The sequence below is a fragment of the Saccharopolyspora soli genome (assembly GCF_022678645.1).
Classification (GTDB): Bacteria; Actinomycetota; Actinomycetes; order Mycobacteriales; family Pseudonocardiaceae; genus Saccharopolyspora; species Saccharopolyspora soli.
In genome coordinates, this window is record NZ_JALBWV010000017.1 from 33,974 (window position 1) to 55,235 (window position 21,262).

The 21,262-nt window shown below is 67.4% G+C and carries 25 protein-coding genes; 8 read left to right on the top strand and 17 right to left on the bottom strand.

What is annotated here, in order from left to right; translation table 11 throughout:
* Position 1: 1 nt before the first annotated feature.
* Together fdhF and MOQ72_RS15035 are read left to right on the top strand one after the other, a co-directional pair.
* Complete coding sequence (fdhF, locus tag MOQ72_RS15030; protein ID WP_242184129.1) at positions 2-2,815, top strand: formate dehydrogenase subunit alpha; 2,814 nt, start codon at positions 2-4, stop codon at positions 2,813-2,815.
* Positions 2,812-3,042, top strand: coding sequence for a formate dehydrogenase subunit delta (locus MOQ72_RS15035; RefSeq protein WP_242184131.1), 231 nt, complete (start codon positions 2,812-2,814; stop codon positions 3,040-3,042). Before fdhF ends, MOQ72_RS15035 begins: the two co-directional genes overlap by 4 nt.
* 186 nt (positions 3,043-3,228) lie before the next feature.
* On the opposite strand, the gene wrbA is transcribed toward MOQ72_RS15035, so the two are convergent.
* The 7 genes from wrbA to MOQ72_RS15070 all read right to left on the bottom strand — a co-directional run bounded on the left by wrbA (position 3,229) and on the right by MOQ72_RS15070 (position 7,009).
* Positions 3,229-3,870, bottom strand: a complete 642-nt coding sequence (gene wrbA, locus MOQ72_RS15040; RefSeq protein ID WP_242184132.1) for an NAD(P)H:quinone oxidoreductase — start codon at positions 3,868-3,870, stop codon at positions 3,229-3,231.
* Positions 3,871-3,972: 102 nt separating this feature from the next.
* The gene (locus tag MOQ72_RS15045) at positions 3,973-4,701 is read right to left on the bottom strand and encodes a hypothetical protein (protein ID WP_242184133.1); all 729 of its coding nucleotides are present in this window, start codon (positions 4,699-4,701) and stop codon (positions 3,973-3,975) included.
* 243 nt (positions 4,702-4,944) lie between these two features.
* Positions 4,945-5,559 carry a TetR/AcrR family transcriptional regulator gene (locus MOQ72_RS15050; RefSeq protein WP_242184134.1) on the bottom strand — a complete coding sequence of 205 codons (615 nt, stop codon included), beginning with the start codon at positions 5,557-5,559 and terminating at the stop codon, positions 4,945-4,947.
* Positions 5,560-5,610: 51 nt separating this feature from the next.
* Positions 5,611-6,015, bottom strand: a complete 405-nt coding sequence (locus tag MOQ72_RS15055; protein ID WP_242184136.1) for a YybH family protein — start codon at positions 6,013-6,015, stop codon at positions 5,611-5,613.
* A 297-nt stretch (positions 6,016-6,312) separates the two neighbouring features.
* Positions 6,313-6,603 (bottom strand): hypothetical protein, encoded by a 291-nt coding sequence (locus MOQ72_RS15060; protein WP_242184137.1) that lies wholly within the window; start codon positions 6,601-6,603, stop codon positions 6,313-6,315.
* Positions 6,600-6,800, bottom strand: coding sequence for a hypothetical protein (locus MOQ72_RS15065; RefSeq protein ID WP_242184138.1), 201 nt, complete (start codon positions 6,798-6,800; stop codon positions 6,600-6,602). Before MOQ72_RS15065 ends, MOQ72_RS15060 begins: the two co-directional genes overlap by 4 nt.
* Positions 6,797-7,009 (bottom strand): HC3 family zinc finger protein, encoded by a 213-nt coding sequence (locus MOQ72_RS15070; RefSeq protein ID WP_242184139.1) that lies wholly within the window; start codon positions 7,007-7,009, stop codon positions 6,797-6,799. Before MOQ72_RS15070 ends, MOQ72_RS15065 begins: the two co-directional genes overlap by 4 nt.
* Before the next feature lie 136 nt (positions 7,010-7,145).
* Between MOQ72_RS15070 and MOQ72_RS15075 the strand changes: the two genes are divergently transcribed.
* Together MOQ72_RS15075 and MOQ72_RS15080 are read left to right on the top strand one after the other, a co-directional pair.
* The gene (locus MOQ72_RS15075; protein WP_242184140.1) at positions 7,146-8,000 is read left to right on the top strand and encodes a helix-turn-helix domain-containing protein; all 855 of its coding nucleotides are present in this window, start codon (positions 7,146-7,148) and stop codon (positions 7,998-8,000) included.
* Positions 8,000-8,263 (top strand): DUF397 domain-containing protein, encoded by a 264-nt coding sequence (locus MOQ72_RS15080; protein ID WP_242184141.1) that lies wholly within the window; start codon positions 8,000-8,002, stop codon positions 8,261-8,263. Before MOQ72_RS15075 ends, MOQ72_RS15080 begins: the two co-directional genes overlap by 1 nt.
* 99 nt (positions 8,264-8,362) lie before the next feature.
* Here the strand turns inward: MOQ72_RS15080 and MOQ72_RS15085 are convergent, their stop codons facing one another.
* A complete protein-coding gene (locus MOQ72_RS15085; protein WP_242184142.1) occupies positions 8,363-8,818 on the bottom strand; it encodes an NUDIX domain-containing protein in 456 nt (151 codons plus the stop codon).
* Positions 8,819-9,072: 254 nt separating this feature from the next.
* On the opposite strand from MOQ72_RS15085, the gene crcB (MOQ72_RS15090) reads away from it, so the two are divergent.
* Genes crcB (MOQ72_RS15090) through crcB (MOQ72_RS15100) form a run of 3 tightly spaced genes read left to right on the top strand, consistent with a single transcriptional unit; the run spans position 9,073 to position 10,273 of the window.
* On the top strand, positions 9,073-9,564 hold the full coding sequence (gene crcB / locus MOQ72_RS15090) for a fluoride efflux transporter CrcB (RefSeq protein WP_308197881.1): 492 nt from the start codon (positions 9,073-9,075) through the stop codon (positions 9,562-9,564).
* Positions 9,561-9,902, top strand: a complete 342-nt coding sequence (locus MOQ72_RS15095) for a DUF190 domain-containing protein (protein ID WP_242184144.1) — start codon at positions 9,561-9,563, stop codon at positions 9,900-9,902. Before crcB (MOQ72_RS15090) ends, MOQ72_RS15095 begins: the two co-directional genes overlap by 4 nt.
* Positions 9,899-10,273 (top strand): fluoride efflux transporter CrcB, encoded by a 375-nt coding sequence (gene crcB, locus MOQ72_RS15100; RefSeq protein ID WP_242184145.1) that lies wholly within the window; start codon positions 9,899-9,901, stop codon positions 10,271-10,273. The genes MOQ72_RS15095 and crcB (MOQ72_RS15100) overlap by 4 nt, the downstream gene beginning before the upstream one ends.
* Before the next feature lie 31 nt (positions 10,274-10,304).
* Here crcB (MOQ72_RS15100) and MOQ72_RS15105 read toward each other — a convergent pair whose 3' ends face one another.
* Positions 10,305-10,790, bottom strand: a complete 486-nt coding sequence (locus MOQ72_RS15105) for an SRPBCC family protein (protein WP_242184146.1) — start codon at positions 10,788-10,790, stop codon at positions 10,305-10,307.
* 2 nt (positions 10,791-10,792) lie between these two features.
* On the bottom strand, positions 10,793-11,137 hold the full coding sequence (locus MOQ72_RS15110; RefSeq protein WP_242184147.1) for an ArsR/SmtB family transcription factor: 345 nt from the start codon (positions 11,135-11,137) through the stop codon (positions 10,793-10,795).
* 65 nt (positions 11,138-11,202) lie between these two features.
* Between MOQ72_RS15110 and MOQ72_RS15115 the strand changes: the two genes are divergently transcribed.
* Positions 11,203-12,213 (top strand): arsenic resistance protein, encoded by a 1,011-nt coding sequence (locus MOQ72_RS15115; RefSeq protein WP_372495382.1) that lies wholly within the window; start codon positions 11,203-11,205, stop codon positions 12,211-12,213.
* A 5-nt stretch (positions 12,214-12,218) separates the two neighbouring features.
* Here the strand turns inward: MOQ72_RS15115 and MOQ72_RS15120 are convergent, their stop codons facing one another.
* From MOQ72_RS15120 to MOQ72_RS15150, 7 genes are all read right to left on the bottom strand, one after another.
* Positions 12,219-13,490 (bottom strand): Nramp family divalent metal transporter, encoded by a 1,272-nt coding sequence (locus tag MOQ72_RS15120; protein ID WP_277954112.1) that lies wholly within the window; start codon positions 13,488-13,490, stop codon positions 12,219-12,221.
* Between the two features lie 127 nt (positions 13,491-13,617).
* The gene (locus MOQ72_RS15125) at positions 13,618-14,082 is read right to left on the bottom strand and encodes a DoxX family protein (protein WP_242184148.1); all 465 of its coding nucleotides are present in this window, start codon (positions 14,080-14,082) and stop codon (positions 13,618-13,620) included.
* Positions 14,083-14,386: 304 nt separating this feature from the next.
* A complete protein-coding gene (locus MOQ72_RS15130; protein ID WP_242184150.1) occupies positions 14,387-15,304 on the bottom strand; it encodes a carbohydrate ABC transporter permease in 918 nt (305 codons plus the stop codon).
* Positions 15,297-16,238, bottom strand: a complete 942-nt coding sequence (locus tag MOQ72_RS15135; RefSeq protein WP_242184151.1) for a carbohydrate ABC transporter permease — start codon at positions 16,236-16,238, stop codon at positions 15,297-15,299. The genes MOQ72_RS15130 and MOQ72_RS15135 overlap by 8 nt, the downstream gene beginning before the upstream one ends.
* A complete protein-coding gene (locus MOQ72_RS15140; protein ID WP_242184152.1) occupies positions 16,222-17,604 on the bottom strand; it encodes a Gfo/Idh/MocA family protein in 1,383 nt (460 codons plus the stop codon). Before MOQ72_RS15140 ends, MOQ72_RS15135 begins: the two co-directional genes overlap by 17 nt.
* 104 nt (positions 17,605-17,708) lie before the next feature.
* Positions 17,709-19,805, bottom strand: a complete 2,097-nt coding sequence (locus MOQ72_RS15145; protein ID WP_242184153.1) for a hypothetical protein — start codon at positions 19,803-19,805, stop codon at positions 17,709-17,711.
* A complete protein-coding gene (locus MOQ72_RS15150; protein WP_242184154.1) occupies positions 19,792-21,096 on the bottom strand; it encodes an ABC transporter substrate-binding protein in 1,305 nt (434 codons plus the stop codon). The genes MOQ72_RS15145 and MOQ72_RS15150 overlap by 14 nt, the downstream gene beginning before the upstream one ends.
* Positions 21,097-21,262 lie beyond the last annotated feature (166 nt).

The following is a 21,262-nucleotide window of genomic DNA, read 5'->3' on the forward strand; positions in this document are numbered from 1 at the left end:
GATGGGTCTGTTGAAGGAACACGACTTCGGCACTCCGGCCAAGCCGGGACCCGCGACGGTGACCGTCGAGATCGACGGCGTGCCCGTGACCGTGCCCGAGGGCACGTCGGTCATGCGCGCGGCGGCCAGCACTGGCACCGACATCCCAAAGCTCTGCGCGACCGACAGCCTTGAGGCGTTCGGCTCGTGCCGTCTGTGCCTCGTCGAGATCGACGGGCGCAAAGGCACTCCGGCGTCCTGCACGACCCCGGTCGCCGAGGGCATGAAGGTCCGCACCCAGACGCCGAAGTTGGAGAAGCTGCGCCAGGGCGTCATGGAGCTCTACATCTCGGACCACCCGCTCGACTGCCTCACCTGCGCGGCCAACGGCGACTGCGAGTTGCAGGACATGTCCGGTGTCGTCGGTCTGCGCCAGGTCCGCTACGGCTACGACGGCGAGAACCACCTCGACGCGCCGAAGGACACCAGCAACCCCTACTTCGACTTCGACGCTTCCAAGTGCATCGCCTGCTCCTGCTGCGTGCGCGCCTGCGGCGAGGTCCAGGGCACGTTCGCGCTGACCATCGAGGGTCGCGGGTTCGAGTCCAAGGTGTCGCCCGGCGCGGGTGAGCTGTTCATGGATTCCGAGTGCGTGTCGTGCGGCGCGTGCGTACAGGCGTGCCCGACGGCGACGTTGCAGGAGAAGTCCGTCGTCGACCTCGGCATGCCGACCCGTTCGGTGCTCACCACGTGCGCGTACTGCGGCGTCGGGTGCTCCTTCAAGGCCGAGCTGCGCGGTGACGAGCTGGTGCGGATGGTGCCGTACAAGGACGGCGGTGCCAACGAGGGCCACTCGTGCGTCAAGGGTCGCTTCGCGTTCGGCTACGCCACGCACCCCGACCGCCAGCTCAAACCGATGATCCGCGAGAAGATCACCGACGAGTGGCGCGAGACCGACTGGGAAACGGCGATCCGCTACGTCGCCGACAGGTTCCGCGACATCCAGGCCGAGCACGGCACCGGCGCGATCGGTGGCATCACGTCGTCGCGCTGCACCAACGAAGAGGTCTACGTGGTGCAGAAGATGGTGCGCGCGGCCTTCGGCAACAACAACGTCGACACCTGTGCGCGGGTGTGCCACTCGCCGACCGGGTACGGCCTGAAGCAGACCTTCGGCACCTCGGCGGGCACGCAGGACTTCCGCTCGGTCGCCGAGGCCGACGTGATCGTGGTGATCGGCGCGAACCCCACCGACGGGCACCCGGTGTTCGGTTCGCGCATGAAGCGGCGGTTGCGGGAAGGCGCGCAGCTCATCGTCATCGACCCGCGGCGCATCGACCTGGTCCGCTCGCCGCACATCGAGGCCGCGCACCACCTCCAGCTCGCGCCGGGCACCAACGTGGCGATGGTGAACTCGCTCGCGCACGTCGCGGTCACCGAAGGGCTCATCGACCGGTCCTTCGTGGACGACCGCTGCGAGGACTTCGACTCGTGGGCCGAGTTCATCGCGAGGCCGGAGAACAGCCCGGAGGAGACCGAGTCGATCACCGGCGTCCCGGCCGAGCAGGTGCGCGCGGCGGCCAGGCTCTACGCGGCGGCGGGCAACGGCGCGATCTACTACGGCCTCGGGGTCACCGAGCACAGCCAGGGCTCGACGATGGTGATGGGCATGGCCAACCTCGCGATGGCCACCGGCAACATCGGCCGCGAGGGCGTCGGCGTGAACCCGCTGCGCGGGCAGAACAACGTGCAGGGATCGTGCGACATGGGCTCGTTCCCGCACGAGCTGTCCGGCTACCGGCACGTCTCCGACGAAGCGGTGCGCGAGGTGTTCGAGACGCTGTGGGACCGGCCGATCCTGCCCGAGCCCGGCCTGCGGATCCCGAACATGTTCGACGCGGCCGTGGACGGCAGCTTCCGCGGGCTGTTCGTGCAGGGCGAGGACATCGCGCAGTCCGACCCGAACACCCAGCACGTCTCGGCGGCGTTGGCGGCGATGGAGCTCGTCGTGGTGCAGGACCTGTTCCTCAACGAGACGTCCAAGTTCGCGCACGTGTTCCTGCCGGGCACGTCGTTCCTGGAGAAGGACGGCACGTTCACCAACGCCGAGCGGCGCATCAACCGCGTCCGCCCGGTGATGACGCCGAAGACGGGCAAGGACGAGTGGCGCGTGGCGTGCGAGATCGCGCAGGCGATGGGCTACGACATGAACTACGACCACCCGCGCGAGATCATGGACGAGATCGCGTCGGTGACACCGACCTTCGCCGGGGTCTCGTTCGAGAAGCTCGACAAGCTCGGCAGCGTGCAGTGGCCGTGCAACGACGCGGCGCCCGAGGGCACTCCGGTGATGCACATCGACAAGTTCGTGCGCGGCAAGGGCAAGTTCGTGCTGACGCCGTTCGTGGCGACGCGGGAACGCAGCACGCGCAAGTTCCCGCTGATCCTCACCACTGGTCGAATCCTGTCCCAGTACAACGTCGGAGCCCAGACGCGGCGCACTGCGAACGTGGCGTGGCACCCGGAGGACGTGCTGGAGATTCACCCGCACGACGCCGAGGAGCGCGGTGTCGAGAGCGGCGACATGGTGACGCTGTCGAGCCGCGTCGGCACCACGACGCTGCGCGCGGAGATCTCCGACCGCATGCCGGTCGGGGTGGTGTATACGACGTTCCACCACCCGATCACCGGGGCGAACGTGGTGACCACGGAGAACTCCGACTGGGCCACCAACTGCCCGGAGTACAAGGTCACCGCCGTGCAGATCGCGCTCAGCAACCCGTCAACCCGAACCCGCGCCGCGGAGAACCAGGAACCGGTGCTGATCGAATCATGAGCTCTGACATCTCACCCCAGGTCCGGATGGCCAACGAGATCGCCGTCCAGTTCCCCCACCTGCCGCCGGAGGAAGCGATCGCGATCATCGCCGAGCACATCAAGTTGTTCTGGGATCCGCGGATGAAGGCGGAGCTGCACCGCTACGCGAGCAGCGATCCCGACACGCTCCACCCGCTGGCGCTCGCCGCCACCAGACTCCTGGAAAGCGCCGAACACCGGGTGTAGGACGAGGTGAGGGGCACCCGTGACCCAGTTACTTGGTCACGGGTGCCCCTCACCTGTCACTCGATGGGTGCGGCCGGGGCGGTGTCGGGGGCGGAGCACCGCCCCGGCATCGCGGTTCGACGTGGTCTGACGTTGGCTGCGGAAACCTTGTCGCGCTGCGCCGTTCCAGTTGGTGGCGGCCGAACGTCAGGCGGCTGCGCGTCCGTCGAGGAGTTGTCGGGTCACCGTGGTGATTCGGCGCCCGGCGTAGCGGGTTGCCGCCTTGGTGTCGTCGCTGATCGGGATGGTGCCCTGCCCGTCGGCGTGCGACGGTCCGTACGGCGTTCCCGTGGCGAACTGGATGGGGTCGGTGTATCCCGGCGTCACCAGGATTCCGCCGAAGTGGTGCACCGTGTTGTACAGCGCGAGCAGCGTCGACTCCCGTCCGCCGTGCGCCGTCGCGGTGGAGGTGAGGCCGGAGTAGACCTTGTCCGCGAGCTGGCCCTGCGCCCACGCGCCGCCGAGGGTGTCGATGAACTGCTTGAGCTGCGAGGAGATGTTGCCGAACCGGGTCGGCGAGCCGAAAACGACCGCGTCGGCCCAAAGCACGTCGTCGACGGTGGCGGTCGGCTCGTCGCGCACGGCATCGTGATGCCGCTGCCATGCCTCGTTGGTCGCGATGGCCTCCGGGGGCGCCAGTTCGGCGACCCGGCGGACGCGTACTTCCGCGCCCTCCTCCTCGGCACCCGCGGCGTACTCCTGCGCGAGCCCGTGCAGGGTGCCTGTTGAGCTGTAGTAGATGATCGCGATCTTCGGCGTCGTCACGTCGTCATCCCCGTTGGTCGTCATTCATTGCACGATGGTGTGTCGTGAAATTTTCCGACGCCATCGTAGAGGCGATCTTCGACGCGCGTCAATATTGGGGATACGTGGGTGTCTGATGAATTTGGTTCATCGGTTGTTCTCGGTGCGGATCCATTCCCGGTGCATGCCGTCCACGTTCAGCCCCTCGCGCTCCCCTGCGGCGTGGTAGAGGGGTACGAAGACCCGTGAGTCCACCTCGCCGATCTCGCCGAGTGCCGCGGCGGCCGGTGAATCCAGCCAGCGCTGTGCGGCTTCGGCCGAGTTCCAGTGGGTCAGCAGGAGGTAGCGCGCGGGAGCCAGTTGTGGCGCCTCTTCGAGCGGACCGACGAATTGGTACGGGTTCGGCTCGAAGTTCCCGTTGGTGGTCTCGAAACGCCGCGGGCCGAACTCGGGAAAGGACTCGTTCAACGCCGCCAGTGTCGCCGCGACCTCGTCCTCGGTCAGCGCCTCGCCGCGGGCGATGGACGTCTCGACGAACACGCGACCCTCCGCCACCTCGCCGGGAGCCGGTAGGCGCCACTTGCGGATGTAGACGGAGTTGAACCACGTCTTGTGGGCTTTGCGCTGCATCGCGCCGTGCTGCCTGTTCTGGTACCACTGGTCCATGTGGTCGGGCGTGTCGAAAACGCCTCCGAAGTAGAGCCACGACGAGTTGGCGATCGGCCCGCCGATCACGCCCCGGAAACCAGGAGCGGCGGCGGCCACCGGACCGAAGCGGTCCTGGGCCCGCCAGAACTCGTCCTCGATGCCCGGCGCGAGCGTGAAGCACGCCTCCATCACCGTGAGCGTCTGCGGGACATCCGTTCGATTCGACATGGGAATCCCTCCGCCGTATGGACTTTCGAAAGAGTATGTCACTAAAAAGACGGTCGTCAAGAACTCGTCATATTCACCGGATCGTTCGCTTGCCTACCCGGCGGTGGGAGGACTACCCTCCGCTGCCACTTCGACTGTCGCGAATGGACGGAGTCGGACACCCGTCTGCGGGGCGCACGCGCCTCGACGTCTCCCATGGCGCGTCAGAACAAGATCAAGGACAAGGGTTCCGTCAGGTCGCCGCTAGCTGCCAGGTGCCGGGGCCGCGGCGGCCCGGACCGTCGCTGTCATGAGCCGGATCGCGGTGGTCGGAGCGATTCCGTTCTGCTGCACCAGTGATTCCCATGTCCGGAACGAGATGGCGTGCCGGACAGCTGCGGCGACGAGCTTGCCGCGTGCGCCCCTCGCCCGGAAGGGCTGGGCGAGCACTCGCGCCACCTCGTCCAGGTACGCGTGGTAGGTGGCGAGGGCCTGGCGGACGACGGGCACGGTTTCGGCGTCGCGCAGGGCGTTTGCCAACATTGTTGCCACGGTGGAATAGAACGCGTAGAGCTCGTCCAACGCGGTCGCGAGCCGCTCGTCCGCCGAGTCGATCGACTTCCAGGTCGCGGGATCGGGCCACGGGTGCTCCGCCCAGTACCGGGTGGAGCAGGCGGCGAACAGGTCGTCGTCGGTGGGGAAGTGCCGGTACACGGTGTGCCGCTGGACCCCGGCCCGTGCGGCGATCGCGGCGATGGTCGTGTGCGCGGGGCCCACGGTGCCGTGCAGTTCGATCGTCGCATCGGTGATCCGCTGACGCGTCGCCTCCATCGCGTCAGCACGCTGCCGGAGCTCGTACTTGCGGCTCACCCTGGCCATGATCACCCCGCCTTCCACTCCGGGCCTACGGTACCCGGCCAGGTCGCGGAGTCAGCCTCCCGTGCGGACCTGCGTCCCGTACGGGTTGTCGATGAGATACCGCCAGTACCCGTCAGCGCCACGACGCGCGATGTCGCTCGCCACGCCCCCCAGGTGCAGGTGTGCCCCGTCCGGGCCGATGCCGTCCAGTGACCAGTCGAGCACGATCTGCACGATGTCGTCGGCGACGAACAGGTGCCGCGCGGTCGCGACCATCGGCAGGCCCAGGCTGAGGAAACCCTTTAGTTCCTCGGCGATCTGGTCCTGCTCGGTCAGGGTCTCGCCAGCCTCGGTGATGAAGACCGCCCCTGGCGCGTAGAGGCCCATCATCGCGTTGACTTCGCCGGAGTTGAACCGCGCCAGCAGTGCCGCGACGATTCCTTCGGGCTCGGTGGCGAGGGGGTACGCATCGGACACGATGACGCTCCTTCGTCGAACGGCGACCTCGGTCTTGATTTCAATGCACAAGTTCGTACCGTGAAATCATAGGGTTCGGCGGCGCGAGCGGTCAACATTCCAGGGAACAGAGATGTTCGATCAAAGTCTGGAGTCGGTTTGCCGGGGTGCGGCCGGGCGATGCCGGGGAGGGGCGGTGCACCGCCCGGCCGCGCGGCTCGATGCCTGGGAGTCGGGGGATTGGCATCGAGCCGGGCTCGCGGAGCTCGTCTTGGAAGCGGCTGTGCGTGGCCGCAGCTGCGCAGTTCCAGTCAGCTCTCAGAGGCGTCGCAGGGATTCCAGGACGCGCTGTTGGAGTTCCAGTGGTGGAGCTTCGGGTGGCGCCATGTCCGATGTGGAATGATCGGCGGGCTCGCACAGGTGGTGCCGTCCGGTGCGTTTCGCGGCTTTGGCCTCGGCTTCCACGTGTTCGATCAGTTGCCACACGTTCGTCGCGCCTTCACCCGCCCCGGCGTGCTGGGGCAGACGTCTGCGGTAGGCGTGCATGAGGATCATCCCGGTCAGCAGCGACAACAGGCAGGCGAGAGTCGTCCATGCCGGGTGCATCACGCGGTCCTCTCCGACTGGTCGATGACGGTGGGCGGGCGTTTCTCCCGCAGCAGCAAGACGACTTGTTCGAGGGCGGCGGAGGTCTCGTCGATCTCCTGCGGATCGAGGTGCCCCGCGCCCACCCGGAAGGCGAGGTCGTCGAGCACCCATTGAGTCCGACGAAGGAACACGGCCAACCCGGCGGTTTCGGCGCTCATGACCGAGCAACACCGGCAAGCCGCCGAACCTCGATGTCGCAGTCGGGACAGGTCGCCCACAACCAAGCCAGTTCGCTGTTGTCGGCGACGACCTCCCGCCAGCACAAGGTCATGACCTGAGTGCCGGTGGGATAAGAGCAGCCGCAAGGCCGTTCGTCAGTGCTCGCATGCCGCTGCCCATCAGCAGGCACCCAATGAAACGCATACATGTCGTGACCCCCATCGACTCTAGTGGTTCCAAGAACTGATCACTGGTTCCTGGAACCACTATGTCGATGTTGGACCACGCTTGCAATCACCTAGTCGAGGGGTATTGCCTGGTTCTTTGATCGTTAGGATCGGTTCATGGCTCGAACCGCAAAGACCAATCCGCGTGCTCGCGTACTGGGAGCTGAGCTGCGGCAACTTCGCGAAGACGCAGAGCTGGGTGTTCGCGAGTTGGGACGACGCCTGGGGGTGGGCCACACGACGATTTGGCGTTACGAGTCGGGTGTCAAGCCACCGTCTCCGGAGGACGCTGCCAGTCTTCTGACAGCACTGGGAGTGACTGGTGCCGAGAAGGAACGCATCGTCAAGATGGCACGTACTGTTCATGATCCCAACTGGCTGACGTCGGGAGTCCCTGGGATTCGCGAAGAACTTGCCACTTTGATTGAGTTCGAGCGCACCGCAACCCAGATCACGGAAGTGGGCATCCTTGTGTTTCCGGGGCTATTGCAGACGCGCGAGTACATGCGCGAGGTAATGGCCACTCTGCCAGCTGATCGGCTTGAAACCCGCGTTGCGTTTCGGCTCAGCCGCCGGGAAATCCTTGACAAGGAAGACGGTCCGCACCTCGTGGCGCTCATTGCCGAGGCGGCGTTGCAGGAGAAGATCGGTGGGCCGCAGGTGATGGCCGATCAACTGCGGCATCTCCTCAAGATCTCAGAGCGCAGTAACGTAACTGTCCAGATCCTTCCTTCTGGAGCCACGACATGGCACTCCGCCCATGCTGGGCCGTTCATCCTGTTCGAGTTCGACGATCAGCGACCGATCGTGCACTTGGAGCATTTCCGAACATCCGCGTTCCTGCGGAATGTGAAGGATGTCAACGACTACCGCGAGGCTGTAGCTAACCTTCGGCAACGTGCGATGAGTCAGGAGGATTCGAAGGAGCTCATCACACGCCGTGTAGAGGCTATCGAAAGAGAGCTCGACTGATGTTCTTACCGGAGCCAACAGGCTGGCGGAAGTCTTCCCGATCTCAGCAGAAGACCACGTGTGTCGAGGTCGGCCGCATCGAGGGCGCTTGGCGAAAGTCCAGCTACTCGCAGCAAGAGACTGCGTGCATCGAGGTCGCCCCCGCCAGTTACGGTGCGGCGGTGCGGGACTCGAAGGACCGGGCCGCTGGGTACTTCACGACGTCGGCCCACCAGTGGCGGTTATTCGTCACCGCGATCAAGGCTGGGCGTTTCGAGCGCTAGGGCGACGGGGTCGTGAGTGGCAAAGCCGGTTCTATCCGGTTTTGCCACTCACGGCCCCTGACCAGGCGTAATGATCAGCACCGCGCCATCGGGGTGTCTTCACGTGGGGGTTGGTGTGGTCTCGCTCCAGTCGTAGCGCACGTAGGTCGGTGCGCACGGGTGCGGCTGGGCGTGGAGGATCTTGAGGTGGGTCGCCACCGGCGGATGCATTTCGAGCCCGTCCAGCGCGTTCAGCGGTACGAGTTCCGGACGCAGGCCGTCTTCGCTGGAGCGGGGTTGGCCAGCCGGTCGTTCGGGCGAGCGGAACACCAGGTCGATGAGGCGTTCGTGGTGCGGGTGCACCGTTTCGACGATGAGCGCACAGGTGCCGGGGTCGATGAGCATGCCGGTTTCTTCGCGCAACTCGCGGTGCACGCAAGCGAGCAGATCTTCTCCGGGACGCGGCGTGCCGCCGGGCAGCGCCCAGTCGTTCTGGTCGCGGCGTCGTAGCAGCAGCACGCGGTCGTTGAAGAACACCACTACCGAGCAGCGCAGCATGACTTGGATGTGGGACATCGTCCGGCCCTCCGCGGGCTGGCGAGCTTTATCGCCGGATCCACTGTCCCGCTGCCGACGGTGCAGGGCAAGGGCCTTCCTGGCACGTGGACCGAGATGGTCCTGCCCACAATCGCGTCGGCGGCGGACGTCATGGCCGGTAGGCTGGAGTCCGGTGGTGGGGCTCACCGATCCGCGCAGCGGAGAACCGCGGTATTGCCGCCAACAGTCCCTACTCGACCTGACCGATGTCGGGCTGCGGTAGGGAGACGCGCGTGACCAGTGATGCCGAAGTTGCCGGACCCATCGACCCGGACGTGGATCTCCGCGTGAACGCCCAGCGGCGCGAACTCGTTCGCAACCACCTGCCGGTGCTCGGAGTCATCTCGCTCGGCGGTGGCCTCGGTGCGCTCGCCCGCTACGGGATCTCCCAGCTCCTGCCGACCGCACCGGGCCACTTTCCGTGGGCCACGTTCTGGACCAACGTCCTCGGCTGTTTCCTCATCGGCGTGCTGATGGTCCTGATCATCGACGTGTGGCCCGCGCACCGGTTGCTGCGGCCGTTCATCGGGGTCGGATTCCTCGGTGGATTCACCACGTTCTCCACCTACGCCGTCGAATTCCACGGGCTGCTGCGACCCGGCTCGGTCGGCATCGCCTCCGGCTACCTCGCCGGAACCCTGCTCGGGGCACTGCTCGCCGTGATCCTCGGCGTCTGGCTGACCCGGTGGGCTACTCGCCGCCCGGCAGGAGGTGATCGGGAATGAAGCACGCCAGCTCCGCGACGCGGTTGTCGATCTTCATCGGCGCGGACGACACCTGGCACCACAAGCCGCTCTACCACGAGATCGTCCGGCGAGCCCGAGAAGCGGGTCTTGCCGGGGCCACCGTGCTGCGCGGCAGCGAAGGCTACGGAACCCACTCGATGGTGCACACGAATCGGCTGCTCGACCTCGCCGAGAGCCTGCCCATCCTGGTGGTCATCGTCGATGCCGACGACCGCATCCGCGCCTTCCTGCCCGAACTCGACGAACTCGTCAGCGAGGGCACCGTGCTGCTCGATGAGGTCCACGCCATCCGCTACACGAGGAGTCGCCCGTCGTGACCGCTGTGCTCGTCTTCGTCGGGGCGGTGATCGGCGCGCCTTTGCGCTACCTCACCGACCGAGCGGTGCAACGCCGCCACGACAGCGTGTTCCCCTGGGGAACCCTCATGGTCAACCTCGCCGGTTCGCTGCTGCTCGGCTGCCTCGCCGGGGCCGGAACGGCGCTGCCCGAACCCGCGATGGCGCTGATCGGCGTCGGCTTCTGCGGAGCCCTGACCACCTACAGCACCTTCAGCTACGAAACCCTCCGCCTGGTCGAAGAACACGCGTACTTCTACGCGGTCCTGAACGTGGTGGTCAGCGTCATCGCGGCGGTCGGCGCGGCGTTCCTGGGCTTCACCGCCGTGCACGCCCTGGTCGGCTTCAGCTAGTGGATTGCGTTGCGAGCGGCGAAATCCTTGCCTACTCGGAGCCGGGTGCGGCCAGTGCGGCGAACCGGGCAAGGGTGTCTTCCCAGCCGCCGGGCGAGTCGAAGATCGCGCGGAACGCCTCGGCCTGATCGCCGTAGCGCTCCAGGTGGCGGTGCCGAAGGTCCAGGCGGGTGCGTCCGGGCGACACCTCGGTGAAGGTCACCTCGACTTCCGTTTCCAGGTCCGGGTCGAACTGCCACTGCGCGCTGATCTGCCAGAGCAGCACCACCCCGCGCGGTGGCTCCCACACCGCCACCCGCCCCCAGTCGCATTCGGAGCCGTCCACGCCCCGCTCGAACCAGCGCCCGCCGACTCGGGGTTCGACGACGACCTCCGCGAGGTCGGCGGCGCCGATGGAATGCTCCGCTGGCCAGAACTCGGTCATCCGGGCGGTGAACAGTTCGAACGTCGGCTCGGGGCTCAGCGGTACGGTCACGGACCGGCGAACGTCGATCTCCGCGGTGGATTCGGTACTCACGTTCAGTGCTCCTCACGCTCGGCACGACCCGGTCGTGCGTCGGCCTCGGCGGCGGCGAGGATCGCGAAGTTGTCCAACGCGGTTACCCAGAACTGGTCGAGGTATTCGCGCACCACCCGCAACCCCGAGGGGTTGATCCGGTACAGCCGTCGCGTGCCAGCCGCGGCCTCGACGACCAATTCGGCCTCCTTGAGCACGCGCAGGTGCTGCGACACCGCAGGGCGCGAGATCGGTAGCCGATCGGCCAACACCCCGACCGCCAGCGGCCCGTCCACCAGCCGTTCCAAGATCGACCGCCGGTTCGCATCACCCAACGCGTCGAGCACAACCGCAGCAGAGGGAGCCATATCGGTAAGTCTGGACGAACGGTAAGCCCACGTCAACCGTTCGTCCAAACTTACCGAATATGCTCATGGCCGTCAGGCGGGCGGAGTACGAGGACAGGGCGTTGGCGCAGCAGTCGAGGGGCTTGGTCGCCGGGATGCAGCGGCATCAGGTCGTGGTGTACGTGGCGGCGATCGCGCTCGGGGTGCTGCTGGGGTGGACGGTTCCCGGTGCGGGGTCCGGGCTGGAGCAGGCGATCAACCCGGTCCTGGGTGCCCTGCTGTACGTGACATTCCTCCAGGTGCCCGCTCGCGAGCTGGCGCACTCGCTGCGGGATGGGCGTTTCCTGGCGGCCACGCTCGTGGTGAACTTCCTGGTCGTGCCGGTGGTCGTCGCCGCGATCTTCGCTTTCCTGCCGGACGACCGGGCGATCCAGGTCGGCGTGCTGCTGGTGCTGCTGACCCCGTGCGTGGACTACGTGATCGTCTTCAGCGGACTGGCTGGTGGCAGCAGTCAACGGCTGCTGGCCGCCACGCCGTTGCTGTTGCTGGTCCAAATGCTGCTGCTGCCGCTGTTCCTGCTGATCTTCCTCGGTCCGGGGTTGGCCGAAGTGGTCGAGGTCGGTCCGTTCCTGCACGCCTTCCTCGTGCTGATCGTCATCCCGTTGGCGCTGGCCTGGGGCACCCAGGCGTGGGCCGCTCGGCAGCGCGCCGTGACGGCGGTGGTCGAGGCGTTCGGAACGGCGATGGTGCCGCTGATGGCCGTCACGCTGCTGGTCGTGGTCGCCTCGCAAGTGCCGAAGCTGGGCGGAAACGTCGTACGGGTTGCCGTGGTGGTGCCCGGTTACGTCGTTTTCCTGATCGCGATGGCCTTCGCCGGGCTGGCCGTGGCGCGCGCGTTCGGTCTGGACACCGGGCCGGGCCGAGCCGTGGTGTTCACCGGAGCCACCCGCAACTCGCTCGTCGTGCTGCCGCTCGCCCTGGCCTTGCCGGACGCGCTGGGCCTCGCGGCGGCGGTCGTGGTGACGCAAACCCTTGTCGAGGTCGTGGGCATGGTGCTGTACGTGCGGCTGGTGCCCGAGTTGCTGCCGGACCGCTGACCTGGTCAGCCGATGAACTGGTCGTAGAGCAGGTACGCGTTGAGCCCGATGATCACGGTCGCGATCAGGGTCATGAGCCGGGTCAGCCAGCGGGGGTTGGCGAAGGTTCCCATCACCGCCGGATCACGGGTGATCAGCAGCAGCGGGATCAGGGCGAACGGAATGCCGAAGCTGAGCATCACCTGGCTGAAGTTGAGCGCATCGGTCGGATTCACGCCGATGGCGACCACGACCAGCGCGGGCAACATGGTGATCAGCCGACGCAGCAGCAGCGGGATCCGGAAGTTGAGGAACCCGGCCATCACCACTTGACCGGCGTAGGTGCCGACGCTGGAGGAGGAGACGCCCGAGGCCAGCAGCGCCGCGGCGAACACCAGCGCCGCGGCACCTCCGGCGAGCGTCGCCAGCCCGGTGTGGGCTTCCTCGATGCCGCCGATGGCGGTGTGTCCGCTGCCGTGGAACAGCTTGGCGGCGACCACGAGCATCGACAGGTTGATGATCCCGGCCAGGCCGAGTGCGACGATCACGTCCCAGCGTTCGAAGCGCAGGACCTTGCGGCGCTCGTCATCGGTGGAGCAGGCGACGCGGCGGCTGGTGAGTGCGGAGTGCAAGTACACGACGTGCGGCATCACGGTGGCGCCGATGATGCCGACCGCCAAGTAGGCGCTGCCGCTCGGCAGGCTGGGCACCAGCCCGGTCAGGGCTTGGCTGGGGGAGGGTCCGATGGAGAACAGTTCGTAGCTGAACCCGCCGATGATCAGCCCCAACATCGCCGCTATCGCGCGTTCGAAGGCGCGGTAACCGCGGGTTTGCAGGCCCAGCACCACGAACGCGACGACTGCGGTGATCAGGGCGGCTGGCAGCATCGGGATGCCGAACAGCAGGTAAAGACCCAGTGCGGCGCCGATGAACTCGGCGAGGTCGGTGGCCATCGCGACGATTTCGGCCTGGAACCACAACGCCCAGCGCACCGGAGCGCGGTAGCGGGTCCGGCACGCTTCGGGGAGCGTCCGGCCGGTGACGATGCCGATCTTCGCGGAGAGGAACTGCACGGGCATCGCCATCAGGTTCGCCAGCACGACGACCCACACGAGCGCGTAGCCGAATTCGGCGCCAGCGCTGATGTTGGTGGCGAAGTTGCCGGGGTCCACGTAGGCGATCGCGGCGACGAACGCGGGCCCGAGCATGGCGACCGTGCCGCGAACCCGCCCACGGGCGAGCACCTGGCCGATCGGAACAGGGGCGGCTTCCTCGACGTACCGCTCGGGCGCCCTCAACGGCCCGCCCCGACGACAGCGGCCAACTCGGCGATGCGAGGCTCTTTCGCGTCGACAATCACCGCTTTACGGTAACCCGAAAAATGCTTTTCTCACAGAGGAACTACTGGTGGTGATCGACACTGCGCTACGCGTGTACGGAGCGTCGGGCGGCCAGGCGGGCGTCGATCGACCAGGCGCCAGCGCCGACCAGCAGGAGGAAGACCGAGCCGAACAGCTGGCTGAGTTCGCTGCGGGCTTCGTGCAGGTAGTCCCAGACGCCGTCGTGCAGCAGGATCGGGACCTTGGTGAAGATCTCCGCCCCGATCATGTTGATGATCATCGGAATTGCCGCCAGCCGGGTGGCCAGCCCGATGATGAGCAGAACGCCGCAGCCGATCTCGAACACGCCGTCGAGGTAGGCGAAGAACTCGGGAGCTGGCAGTGGGGTCTGCTTGGCGAACCGGCCGGGGCCGAGCTCGCCGGGGAAGAGGAACTTCTGGATGCCTTCCGACAGGAAGATCCCGCCTACCACGATTCGGATGAGGATCACGGCCGCAGGCGCCGTGGTGGCCAGCAGCGGGACGCGCTTGGCAGGCGTCGGGGTGGTCATCGTTCCTCCTCGCCGGATGGCTGCGGGTGGAGTCCGTACCAGTAAGCGCGCTACCGCAACCTGGTGCAGCACGGGACAACCCGGACCGGCATCGCAGCCACGCTCGCGGAGCTGGCAACACACGTCGGAGGCCAAGGATTTCCTGACCCGCAGCTGCCGGGCGTGGGGCGACGCCCACGCGGCCGCAGGTGGCACGCCAGCCGAAGTCGCCGCAGCGGTGGAGAACACGACGAAGTTCTACGTGCCCAACTGACCGGTCGTGAGCGGTAATGGTCGCCATGGCGGCCGCAGCCACTCACGACGGCTACTTCATGCCGGTGGTGGCTATGCCTTTCACGAGGTACTTCTGTCCGAACAGGAAGATCAGGAAGATCGGGATCAGGGACACCACGGACATCGCGAACAGCGCGCCCCACGAACTGTCCGCCGTCGCGTCGACGAAGGTGCGCAGCGCCACCGGCACCGTGTACATGTCCGGATCGGTCAGGAAGATGAGCTGGCTGAAGAAGTCGTTCCAGGTCCAGATGAAGGTGAAGATCGCCGTGGTGGCCAGTGCCGGGGTGGACAGCGGCAGCATGATCCGCAGGTAGATCCGGCCGTGTCCGGCGCCGTCGATGTGCGCCGCTTCGGTCAGCTCACGGGGGATGCCCCGGAAGAACTGCACCATCAGGAAGATGAAGAAGGCGTCCGTGGCCAGCATCTTCGGCACGACCAGCGGCAGGTAGGTGTTGATCCACTCCAGCTGCGAGAACAGCACGTACTGCGGCACGATCACCACGTGGATCGGCAACATGATCGACATCAGCATGACCGCGAACCACAGCTTGCGGCCCCGGAAGTTGAGGCGGGCGAACGCGTATGCGGCCATCGAGCAGGACACCAGGTTCCCGAGCACCGCGCCCGCCACGATGATGACCGAGTTCATCAGGTAGTGCGTGAACGGGTGCGACAGCGCGTTCCAGCCGACCGCGTAGTTGCCGAGATCGAGCTGGCCGGGGATCAGCGACGGGTCGCGGAAGATCAGCGCGTTCGGCTTGATGGAGCTGGCGATCATCCACAGCAGCGGGTAGAGCATCACGAGCGCCGCCGCGATCAGGAAGGCGTGCTTCGCGATCCGGCGCAACCGGCCCGGCCACCTCCGCCGTCGGTGCTGCGCTGGTGCGTGCGGCGTGGCGTGCGATGCCGGTCGTGGCTTCGTGCTCACCAGATCGTGTTCAGTCATCGTAGAAGACCCAGTACTTCGAGAGGCGGAAGTTGATGGCGGTGAACGCCGCGATGATCACCAGCAGCAGCCAGGCCATCGCGGACGCGTAGCCCATGTGCAGGTTGGTGAAGCCCTCCTCGTAGAGGCACAGCGTGTAGAACAAGGTCGAGTCCACCGGCCCGCCGGTGCCTCCGCTGACGACGAACGCCTGCGTGAACGACTGGAACGCGTGGATGATCTGCAGCACGAGGTTGAAGAAGATGATCGGGGTCAGCAGCGGGACCGTGATGCTGCGGAACTGCCGGATCTTGCCCGCCCCGTCGATCGCCGCGGCCTCGTAGCAGGATTCCGGGATCTGCCGCAGCCCGGCCAGGAAGATGACCATCGGCGAGCCGAACGTCCACACGTTGAGCACGACCAACGTGCCGAGCGCGAAGTCCGGGTGCGAGATCCAGCCCACGCCCTGGATGCCGAACCAGGACAGGACCTGGTTGATCAGACCGGAGTTGCCGAAGATCTGCCGCCACAGGATCGCGATCGCGACGCTGGCACCCAGCAGCGAGGGCAGGTAGAACGCCGAGCGGTAGATGGCCAGGCCGCGCAATCCGCGGTCGAGGAACAGCGCGAGCGCCAACGCCGCCGCGAGTTGCAGCGGCACGGACACGAAGACGTAGGTGAACGTGACCCGCAGCGAGGTGAGCAGCCGCTCGTCGCCGAGCATCTTGAGGTAGTTGTCCAAGCCGGTCCACTCCGGCGGATCCAGCAGGCTGTAGTCCGTGAACGACAGGTACAGCGAAGCGGCCATCGGCCCGATGGTGATCAGGCCGAGCCCGACGAACCACGGTGCGAGGAAGAACGCTGCGGCCTTGTTGTCCCCGCGCTCGGCGGGACTGCGCCTCGCTCGGACGCCCTTGGTGCGGCGGAGGCTCGCGAGCTCACCGACCACCGACATGTTGCCTCCTCGGGATCGCGTCGAGCGCGGGCAAACTGAGTTCCGCGATGCGCACGGGCTGGCCGGTGGACATCGAGGTGTTGGCCGCGAGACCGACTGCGACCGAAGCGAGGCCGTCGCGGTATCCGGCCTGCCGACCGAGCGGATCGGCCGCCGCGCCCCGGAACACATCGTTGAGCAGCAGTGCGTCGCCGCCGCCGTGGCCGCCACCGCTCGCGTTCGAAATCGGGACCAGCTGCGCCTTCTCCCAATGCCGTTGCACGGTGAGCCGCGCACCCTGGGGTCGCGCCTGGCCGTCGTCCGCGGTGTCCTTTACGGAACTCGCGTCGAGGACGAACCGCCCGTCCGGACCGGGCAGCACCGCGGCGCGCTCCACCACGTCGAGTTCGGCGCGTCCGCCGGTGCCGTTGATCGTCACGCGGTAGCCCTCCCACGGGCTGTGCGCGTTGAGCGAGTAGCTCATGACGGCGCCGCGACCGTAGCCGACCATCGCCGACAGGTTGTCCTCGATCGTGATGCCCGCAGTGAAGACGTCCCGGTCGCGCAGGTAGCCGTCGTGCTTCTCGGCGTCCCAGTAGAGCGACCGCAGCACCGGATCGGCGCGCAGGTCGAGGGCGAAGGGATCGGTGCTCGGCGGGTCGACCGTGCCGCGTTCCGGACGTTCGTCCAGCCCGCGGGCGCGGGCGTTCTCGGCGCCGTAGAAGCGCAGGCCGCCACTTGCGAACACCCACCCGGGCACATCCGCCAGCCACCAGTTGACCAGGTCGAAGTGGTGGGATGCCTTGTGCACGGCCAACCCGGCCGAGCACGATTTGTCGCGGTGCCAGCGGCGGAAGTAGTCGGCGCCGTGCATCGTGTCGAGCGCCCACTCGAAGTGCACCGAGGTGACCTCGCCGATCTGCCCCGACGCGATCACCTCCTTGAGCGCGGCGTTGCGCGGCGAGTACCGGTAGTTGAAGGTCAGCACCAGCGACCGGCCGGTTTCCTCGATGGCCCGCACGATTTCCCGGCAGCCCGCGGTGGACGTGGTCAGCGGCTTCTCCAGCACGACGTCGGCCCCGGCCCGCATGGCCCGCGTCACGACCTCGGCGTGTGTCCAATCTGGACTGGTCACCACGACGGCATCCAGTCGTTCCGCCGCGATCATGCGTTCCAGGTCGGCCGGTGCGTAGCGCGCGGGCGGCGACGCCTTCGGGGCGTGCGCGGCCACCAACCGGTCGGCGTGGTCCATCCTGGCGGGGTTGGGCTCGCACCACGCCACCAGTTCGGCGACCTCGGCGTGCGCACCGACCATCGCCGTGATGTACATCTGCGAACGAGCACCGGTGCCGACGACCCCATAGCGGCGGATCAACTGGTCGATCATGCTCCTCCTTCGTCGTTGGACGTCACAGCGCCCCGTTCGGGTGAGGAGTGAAGGGCACCTTTGACCGAGTAAGCCGGTCGAAGGTGCCCTTCACTCCGACCCGATCAGGGCGAGCGGATGAAGTTCTCGTGGCGCACCACCCAGGTTCCGTTGCGCGGGAAGCCGGGACAGGTCAGGCCGCCGTCGCCTTCCCAGCCCGCCACCATCAGCGCCAGCGCAGCGAGCAGTCCGCCGTTTCCGGGCAGGTAAAGGGGAAGCGAGTCGGTTTGGCGGTTGTGGCCGTTGCGCAGGAAGACGTTCTTCGGGCTGTCGAGCAGCAGTGCGTCGATCGCCGTTCCCGGTTCGTGCAGGCGGGTCGCCGTCATGGCTAGGGCGGGGTAGTCCCAACCCCAGGTGCTCGCCCAGTCCCAGTCAGCGAGCACGTCGTGCAGGGTCGAGCGGATGACGTCGGGATCGACGACGTCGACCGCTGGCACCGGACCCAGCGCGTACACCATCGACGGGTGGTCCGTGCGCACGGTGAACGGCTCGACAGCGATGGCGGCGTACCGGCCGTCGCGGACCAGCGGCCGCGCCATCCCCTTCCGGACCGCGTCCCACTGCGGTTCCGGCGGCCGACCGGACCGCACCCGCCACTCCTGTGCCACGCCCAATCCCCAGGCCCAGTAGGCGATTTCGAACGGCGGGTTGCGGACCCGGTCGCGCAGCGCGGCGTAGGACTCCTGCGCCGGAACCAGCGGCGGTCCCAGCGCAAACCCGTCTGGCGTCGGCTCGACGACGTCGGCCATGAAACGCGCGGTCTGCTCGACCAGTTCGCCGAAGTCGGCAACCGCGTTCTCGTCGCCAGCGCGGCGCAGCAGTTCGGCGAGGTGGATGATGTGCGGCTGCTGCCACAGCAGGAACGGGCCGATGTCGCTCGGGCTCTCGCGGCCGTCGGGGCCGACCTGCTTGGGCCAGCGCGCCCCCTGGTAGCCCTGCGTCGAAGCGGTTCGCTGGGCTGCCGGGAGGATTCGCCGGTAGAAGTCCATGCTGCGCCGCAGCAGATCCGCCCGGCCCCACAGCGCGAAGTGCGCCGCGTGCCACCAATGCATCTCCAGGTGGAACCGGCCGCGCCAACTGTTGCACGTCAGTCCGGTCTCCTGCGGCGGCAGGGACCCGGCGCACTGGATCGCGGTGAGGTACTGGGAAAGCACCGCCCGGCGTTCGAGCTCGCCAGCGCGCGGATCGGTGCTGCCCGCGAAGTCCAGCGCCGCGCCGCGACCCCAGAACTGGGGCCAGTGCGCCCGACTCGCCGCGAACACGGCGTCCACATCCGAGCTGGGCGGATCGGCGACGGCCAGCGAGATGGTCACATCCAACCGGGATCCGGTCGGGTGCACGACGAGTTCGTGCTCGCCGACCTGCCGGACGACAGCACCCCGCGATGTCCGGATCCGCAGGCGATAGGTCGGATCTGGTGCCCCATCGAAGCAGCGCCGGACCAGCACACCATCGGGCAGCGGCTCGACGGCGCTGGTGTGCGCGCCCGGCCGCGACCAGTCCGCGGCGTTGCTCCACGACTGCGACCCGTACGGGAAGGCGATCCGGACTCCCGCGGCGAGTTCGTCCGCCTCGATCCGGAGCGCGATCGTGTCCTGATCGGGATGGCAGGCCGTGGTGACCCGCAGCGCCCGCCCGGCGAGGGTGAACTCGCTGCGGATCACACCCGTCCACAGATCGAGGATCTGGTGGCTGGCCCCGAGATCGGCGATCGCAGGCATCCGGTGCCCGGCACCTTCCAGCAGCACCAGACCGATCCGGGCCAAGTCCAGGCGGTGCGGATTGGCCCGCAGCCACCGGACCTCGTCGGCCAACGCCGAATCGTCGGAGCCGGACAGCGGTCCGGAGTCGACGTAGCGGACCTCGCCGCGCCCGGTGCGGTAGGGCCGCAGCGTCCGCGCGAGGTCGGCGCCGTCCGGGCGCGGGTGGCTGTGCCAGCCCCATTGCGACTGGGTGCCGAGCAGCGTGCCCGACCCACCACCCGGATCGGCCACCGGATACCGCTCGGGAAAGGTCTGCAGGCCCGTGACGTCCACGGTCATGCAGAGCTCTCCGTTGCCCACCGACAGCGGTGCATCCGGGTCGATGCCGGTCACTTCGACGGCGTGCCGCGCTACCACGGCCTTCCGGTCGAGCGCGCCGACGCGGTCAGGAGACGGCATCGGTGATCTCGGCGACGAACTGGTTCGCGGCCTGCGCCGGTGGCACCCGGCCGAACAGCACCGAGTCGTTGATCCGGGTCAGGATTCCCACGGTTTCGGTCGAACCGGTCGGGCCGATCACGAAGTCGCCGTCGACCAACCCGCTCATCCGGTCGACGAAGTCGAACTCGATCTTCCGGCTCGCGTCGAGGTTGCGGGCGAGGTGGTCGCGCAGCGCCGGGTTGGCCGGGATGCCCCGGTCGGTCTTGATGTTCTCCGCCGCTCGCGGGTCGGAGATCAGGAAGTTGACCAGCTTGGCCGCTGCTTCGGGGTGCTCGCTGCGTTTGCTGATGGTGTAGAGCTGCGAAGCCTGCAACCACATTCCGGTGCCCTGCGCGGTGGTCTCGCCCGGTGCGCGCAGCATGATCAGGTCCGCGCCGGATGCCTGCCGATACGCCGGGAGGAGGCTCGACCAGCCGAACTTCATCGCCGCGAGCCCTCGCCCCATGAGCGTCTGCTCGGGCGCCGGTTGCCCGGCGAGTTCGGCGGTGGTGCTCGCCGGGGGAGTGGCGCCAGCCGACATGAGCCCAGTGGTCATTTTCCACCACTGCTGGGCGGTTCCCGGCTGGATCGCGATCCCGCCCGCCGGGCTGTAGAGGCCCTGGCCGGTCTGCTGGTTCGCGTAGAGGTCCAGCGAGTCCGAGGTGGTCGGATCCTCCGAACCGAATGTCCCCTGTGGACTCTTCGCCGAGATCTCGGTGGCGATCCGGGCGTAGTCCTGCCAGCTCCAGGTGTTGTCGTCGGGCAGCGCAACACCTGCCGCCGCGAACAGCGCCGGGTTTGCGATGACACCGAAGGTGTTCACGCCGGTCGGCACGCCGTACTGCTTGTTGTCGAAGTTGCCGCCTGCCAGCGCGCTCTTGTCCAGCGCGTTCAGATCGAGCTGTCCGGGGATTTCGGCCAGGTCCAACAGGACGCCGCGGTCGGCGTACTCGCGCGGGTAGGCGCCGCCCATGGTGATCACGTCGGGCTCATCGCCCGCCGCGACGGAGGTGGCCAGCCGGTCGAAGTAGGAGTTGAAGTCGATCGACTCCGTCTCGACCGTGATCCCGGGGTTGGCCGCCTCGAAGGCGTCCACGGCCTGGTTGGTGGCCTCCGCGCGTTCTTCGTTGCCCCACCAGGAGAATCGGATGGTCACCGGCCCGTCGTCCGCGCTGTCGGTGCTGCACGCCGTGGTCAGCACGGCGGCGCCGAGCAGGGCTGCCGCCAAGCGGAACACGGTCGGCCGGGGCGAGCGTCGTGAAGTTCGCATGCGGTGTACTCCCTCGCCACGTCGTTGAGGTCGTCGAGAGCGGTGTCGGGATCTCCCACCCGTCGGATCAGCCCGCGCGGTGGGGTTTTCGCAGGTCGATGCAGGCGGTCAGGTAGGGCAGATCTCATTTACACCGGTGTAATTGCAGCATGCGCGCCACCGACGG

Coding starts and splice junctions, on each gene's coding strand:
- fdhF (WP_242184129.1), top strand. CDS start 2: ATGGGTCTGTTGAAGGAACACGACTTCGGCACTCCGGCCAAGCCGGGA.
- MOQ72_RS15035 (WP_242184131.1), top strand. CDS start 2,812: ATGAGCTCTGACATCTCACCCCAGGTCCGGATGGCCAACGAGATCGCC.
- wrbA (WP_242184132.1), bottom strand. CDS start 3,870: ATGACGACCAACGGGGATGACGACGTGACGACGCCGAAGATCGCGATC.
- MOQ72_RS15045 (WP_242184133.1), bottom strand. CDS start 4,701: ATGTCGAATCGAACGGATGTCCCGCAGACGCTCACGGTGATGGAGGCG.
- MOQ72_RS15050 (WP_242184134.1), bottom strand. CDS start 5,559: ATGGCCAGGGTGAGCCGCAAGTACGAGCTCCGGCAGCGTGCTGACGCG.
- MOQ72_RS15065 (WP_242184138.1), bottom strand. CDS start 6,800: ATGAGCGCCGAAACCGCCGGGTTGGCCGTGTTCCTTCGTCGGACTCAA.
- MOQ72_RS15070 (WP_242184139.1), bottom strand. CDS start 7,009: ATGTATGCGTTTCATTGGGTGCCTGCTGATGGGCAGCGGCATGCGAGC.
- MOQ72_RS15075 (WP_242184140.1), top strand. CDS start 7,146: ATGGCTCGAACCGCAAAGACCAATCCGCGTGCTCGCGTACTGGGAGCT.
- MOQ72_RS15080 (WP_242184141.1), top strand. CDS start 8,000: ATGTTCTTACCGGAGCCAACAGGCTGGCGGAAGTCTTCCCGATCTCAG.
- MOQ72_RS15085 (WP_242184142.1), bottom strand. CDS start 8,818: ATGTCCCACATCCAAGTCATGCTGCGCTGCTCGGTAGTGGTGTTCTTC.
- MOQ72_RS15095 (WP_242184144.1), top strand. CDS start 9,561: ATGAAGCACGCCAGCTCCGCGACGCGGTTGTCGATCTTCATCGGCGCG.
- MOQ72_RS15110 (WP_242184147.1), bottom strand. CDS start 11,137: ATGGCTCCCTCTGCTGCGGTTGTGCTCGACGCGTTGGGTGATGCGAAC.
- MOQ72_RS15115 (WP_372495382.1), top strand. CDS start 11,203: ATGGCCGTCAGGCGGGCGGAGTACGAGGACAGGGCGTTGGCGCAGCAG.
- MOQ72_RS15125 (WP_242184148.1), bottom strand. CDS start 14,082: ATGACCACCCCGACGCCTGCCAAGCGCGTCCCGCTGCTGGCCACCACG.
- MOQ72_RS15130 (WP_242184150.1), bottom strand. CDS start 15,304: ATGACTGAACACGATCTGGTGAGCACGAAGCCACGACCGGCATCGCAC.
- MOQ72_RS15135 (WP_242184151.1), bottom strand. CDS start 16,238: ATGTCGGTGGTCGGTGAGCTCGCGAGCCTCCGCCGCACCAAGGGCGTC.
- MOQ72_RS15140 (WP_242184152.1), bottom strand. CDS start 17,604: ATGATCGACCAGTTGATCCGCCGCTATGGGGTCGTCGGCACCGGTGCT.
- MOQ72_RS15145 (WP_242184153.1), bottom strand. CDS start 19,805: ATGCCGTCTCCTGACCGCGTCGGCGCGCTCGACCGGAAGGCCGTGGTA.
- MOQ72_RS15150 (WP_242184154.1), bottom strand. CDS start 21,096: ATGCGAACTTCACGACGCTCGCCCCGGCCGACCGTGTTCCGCTTGGCG.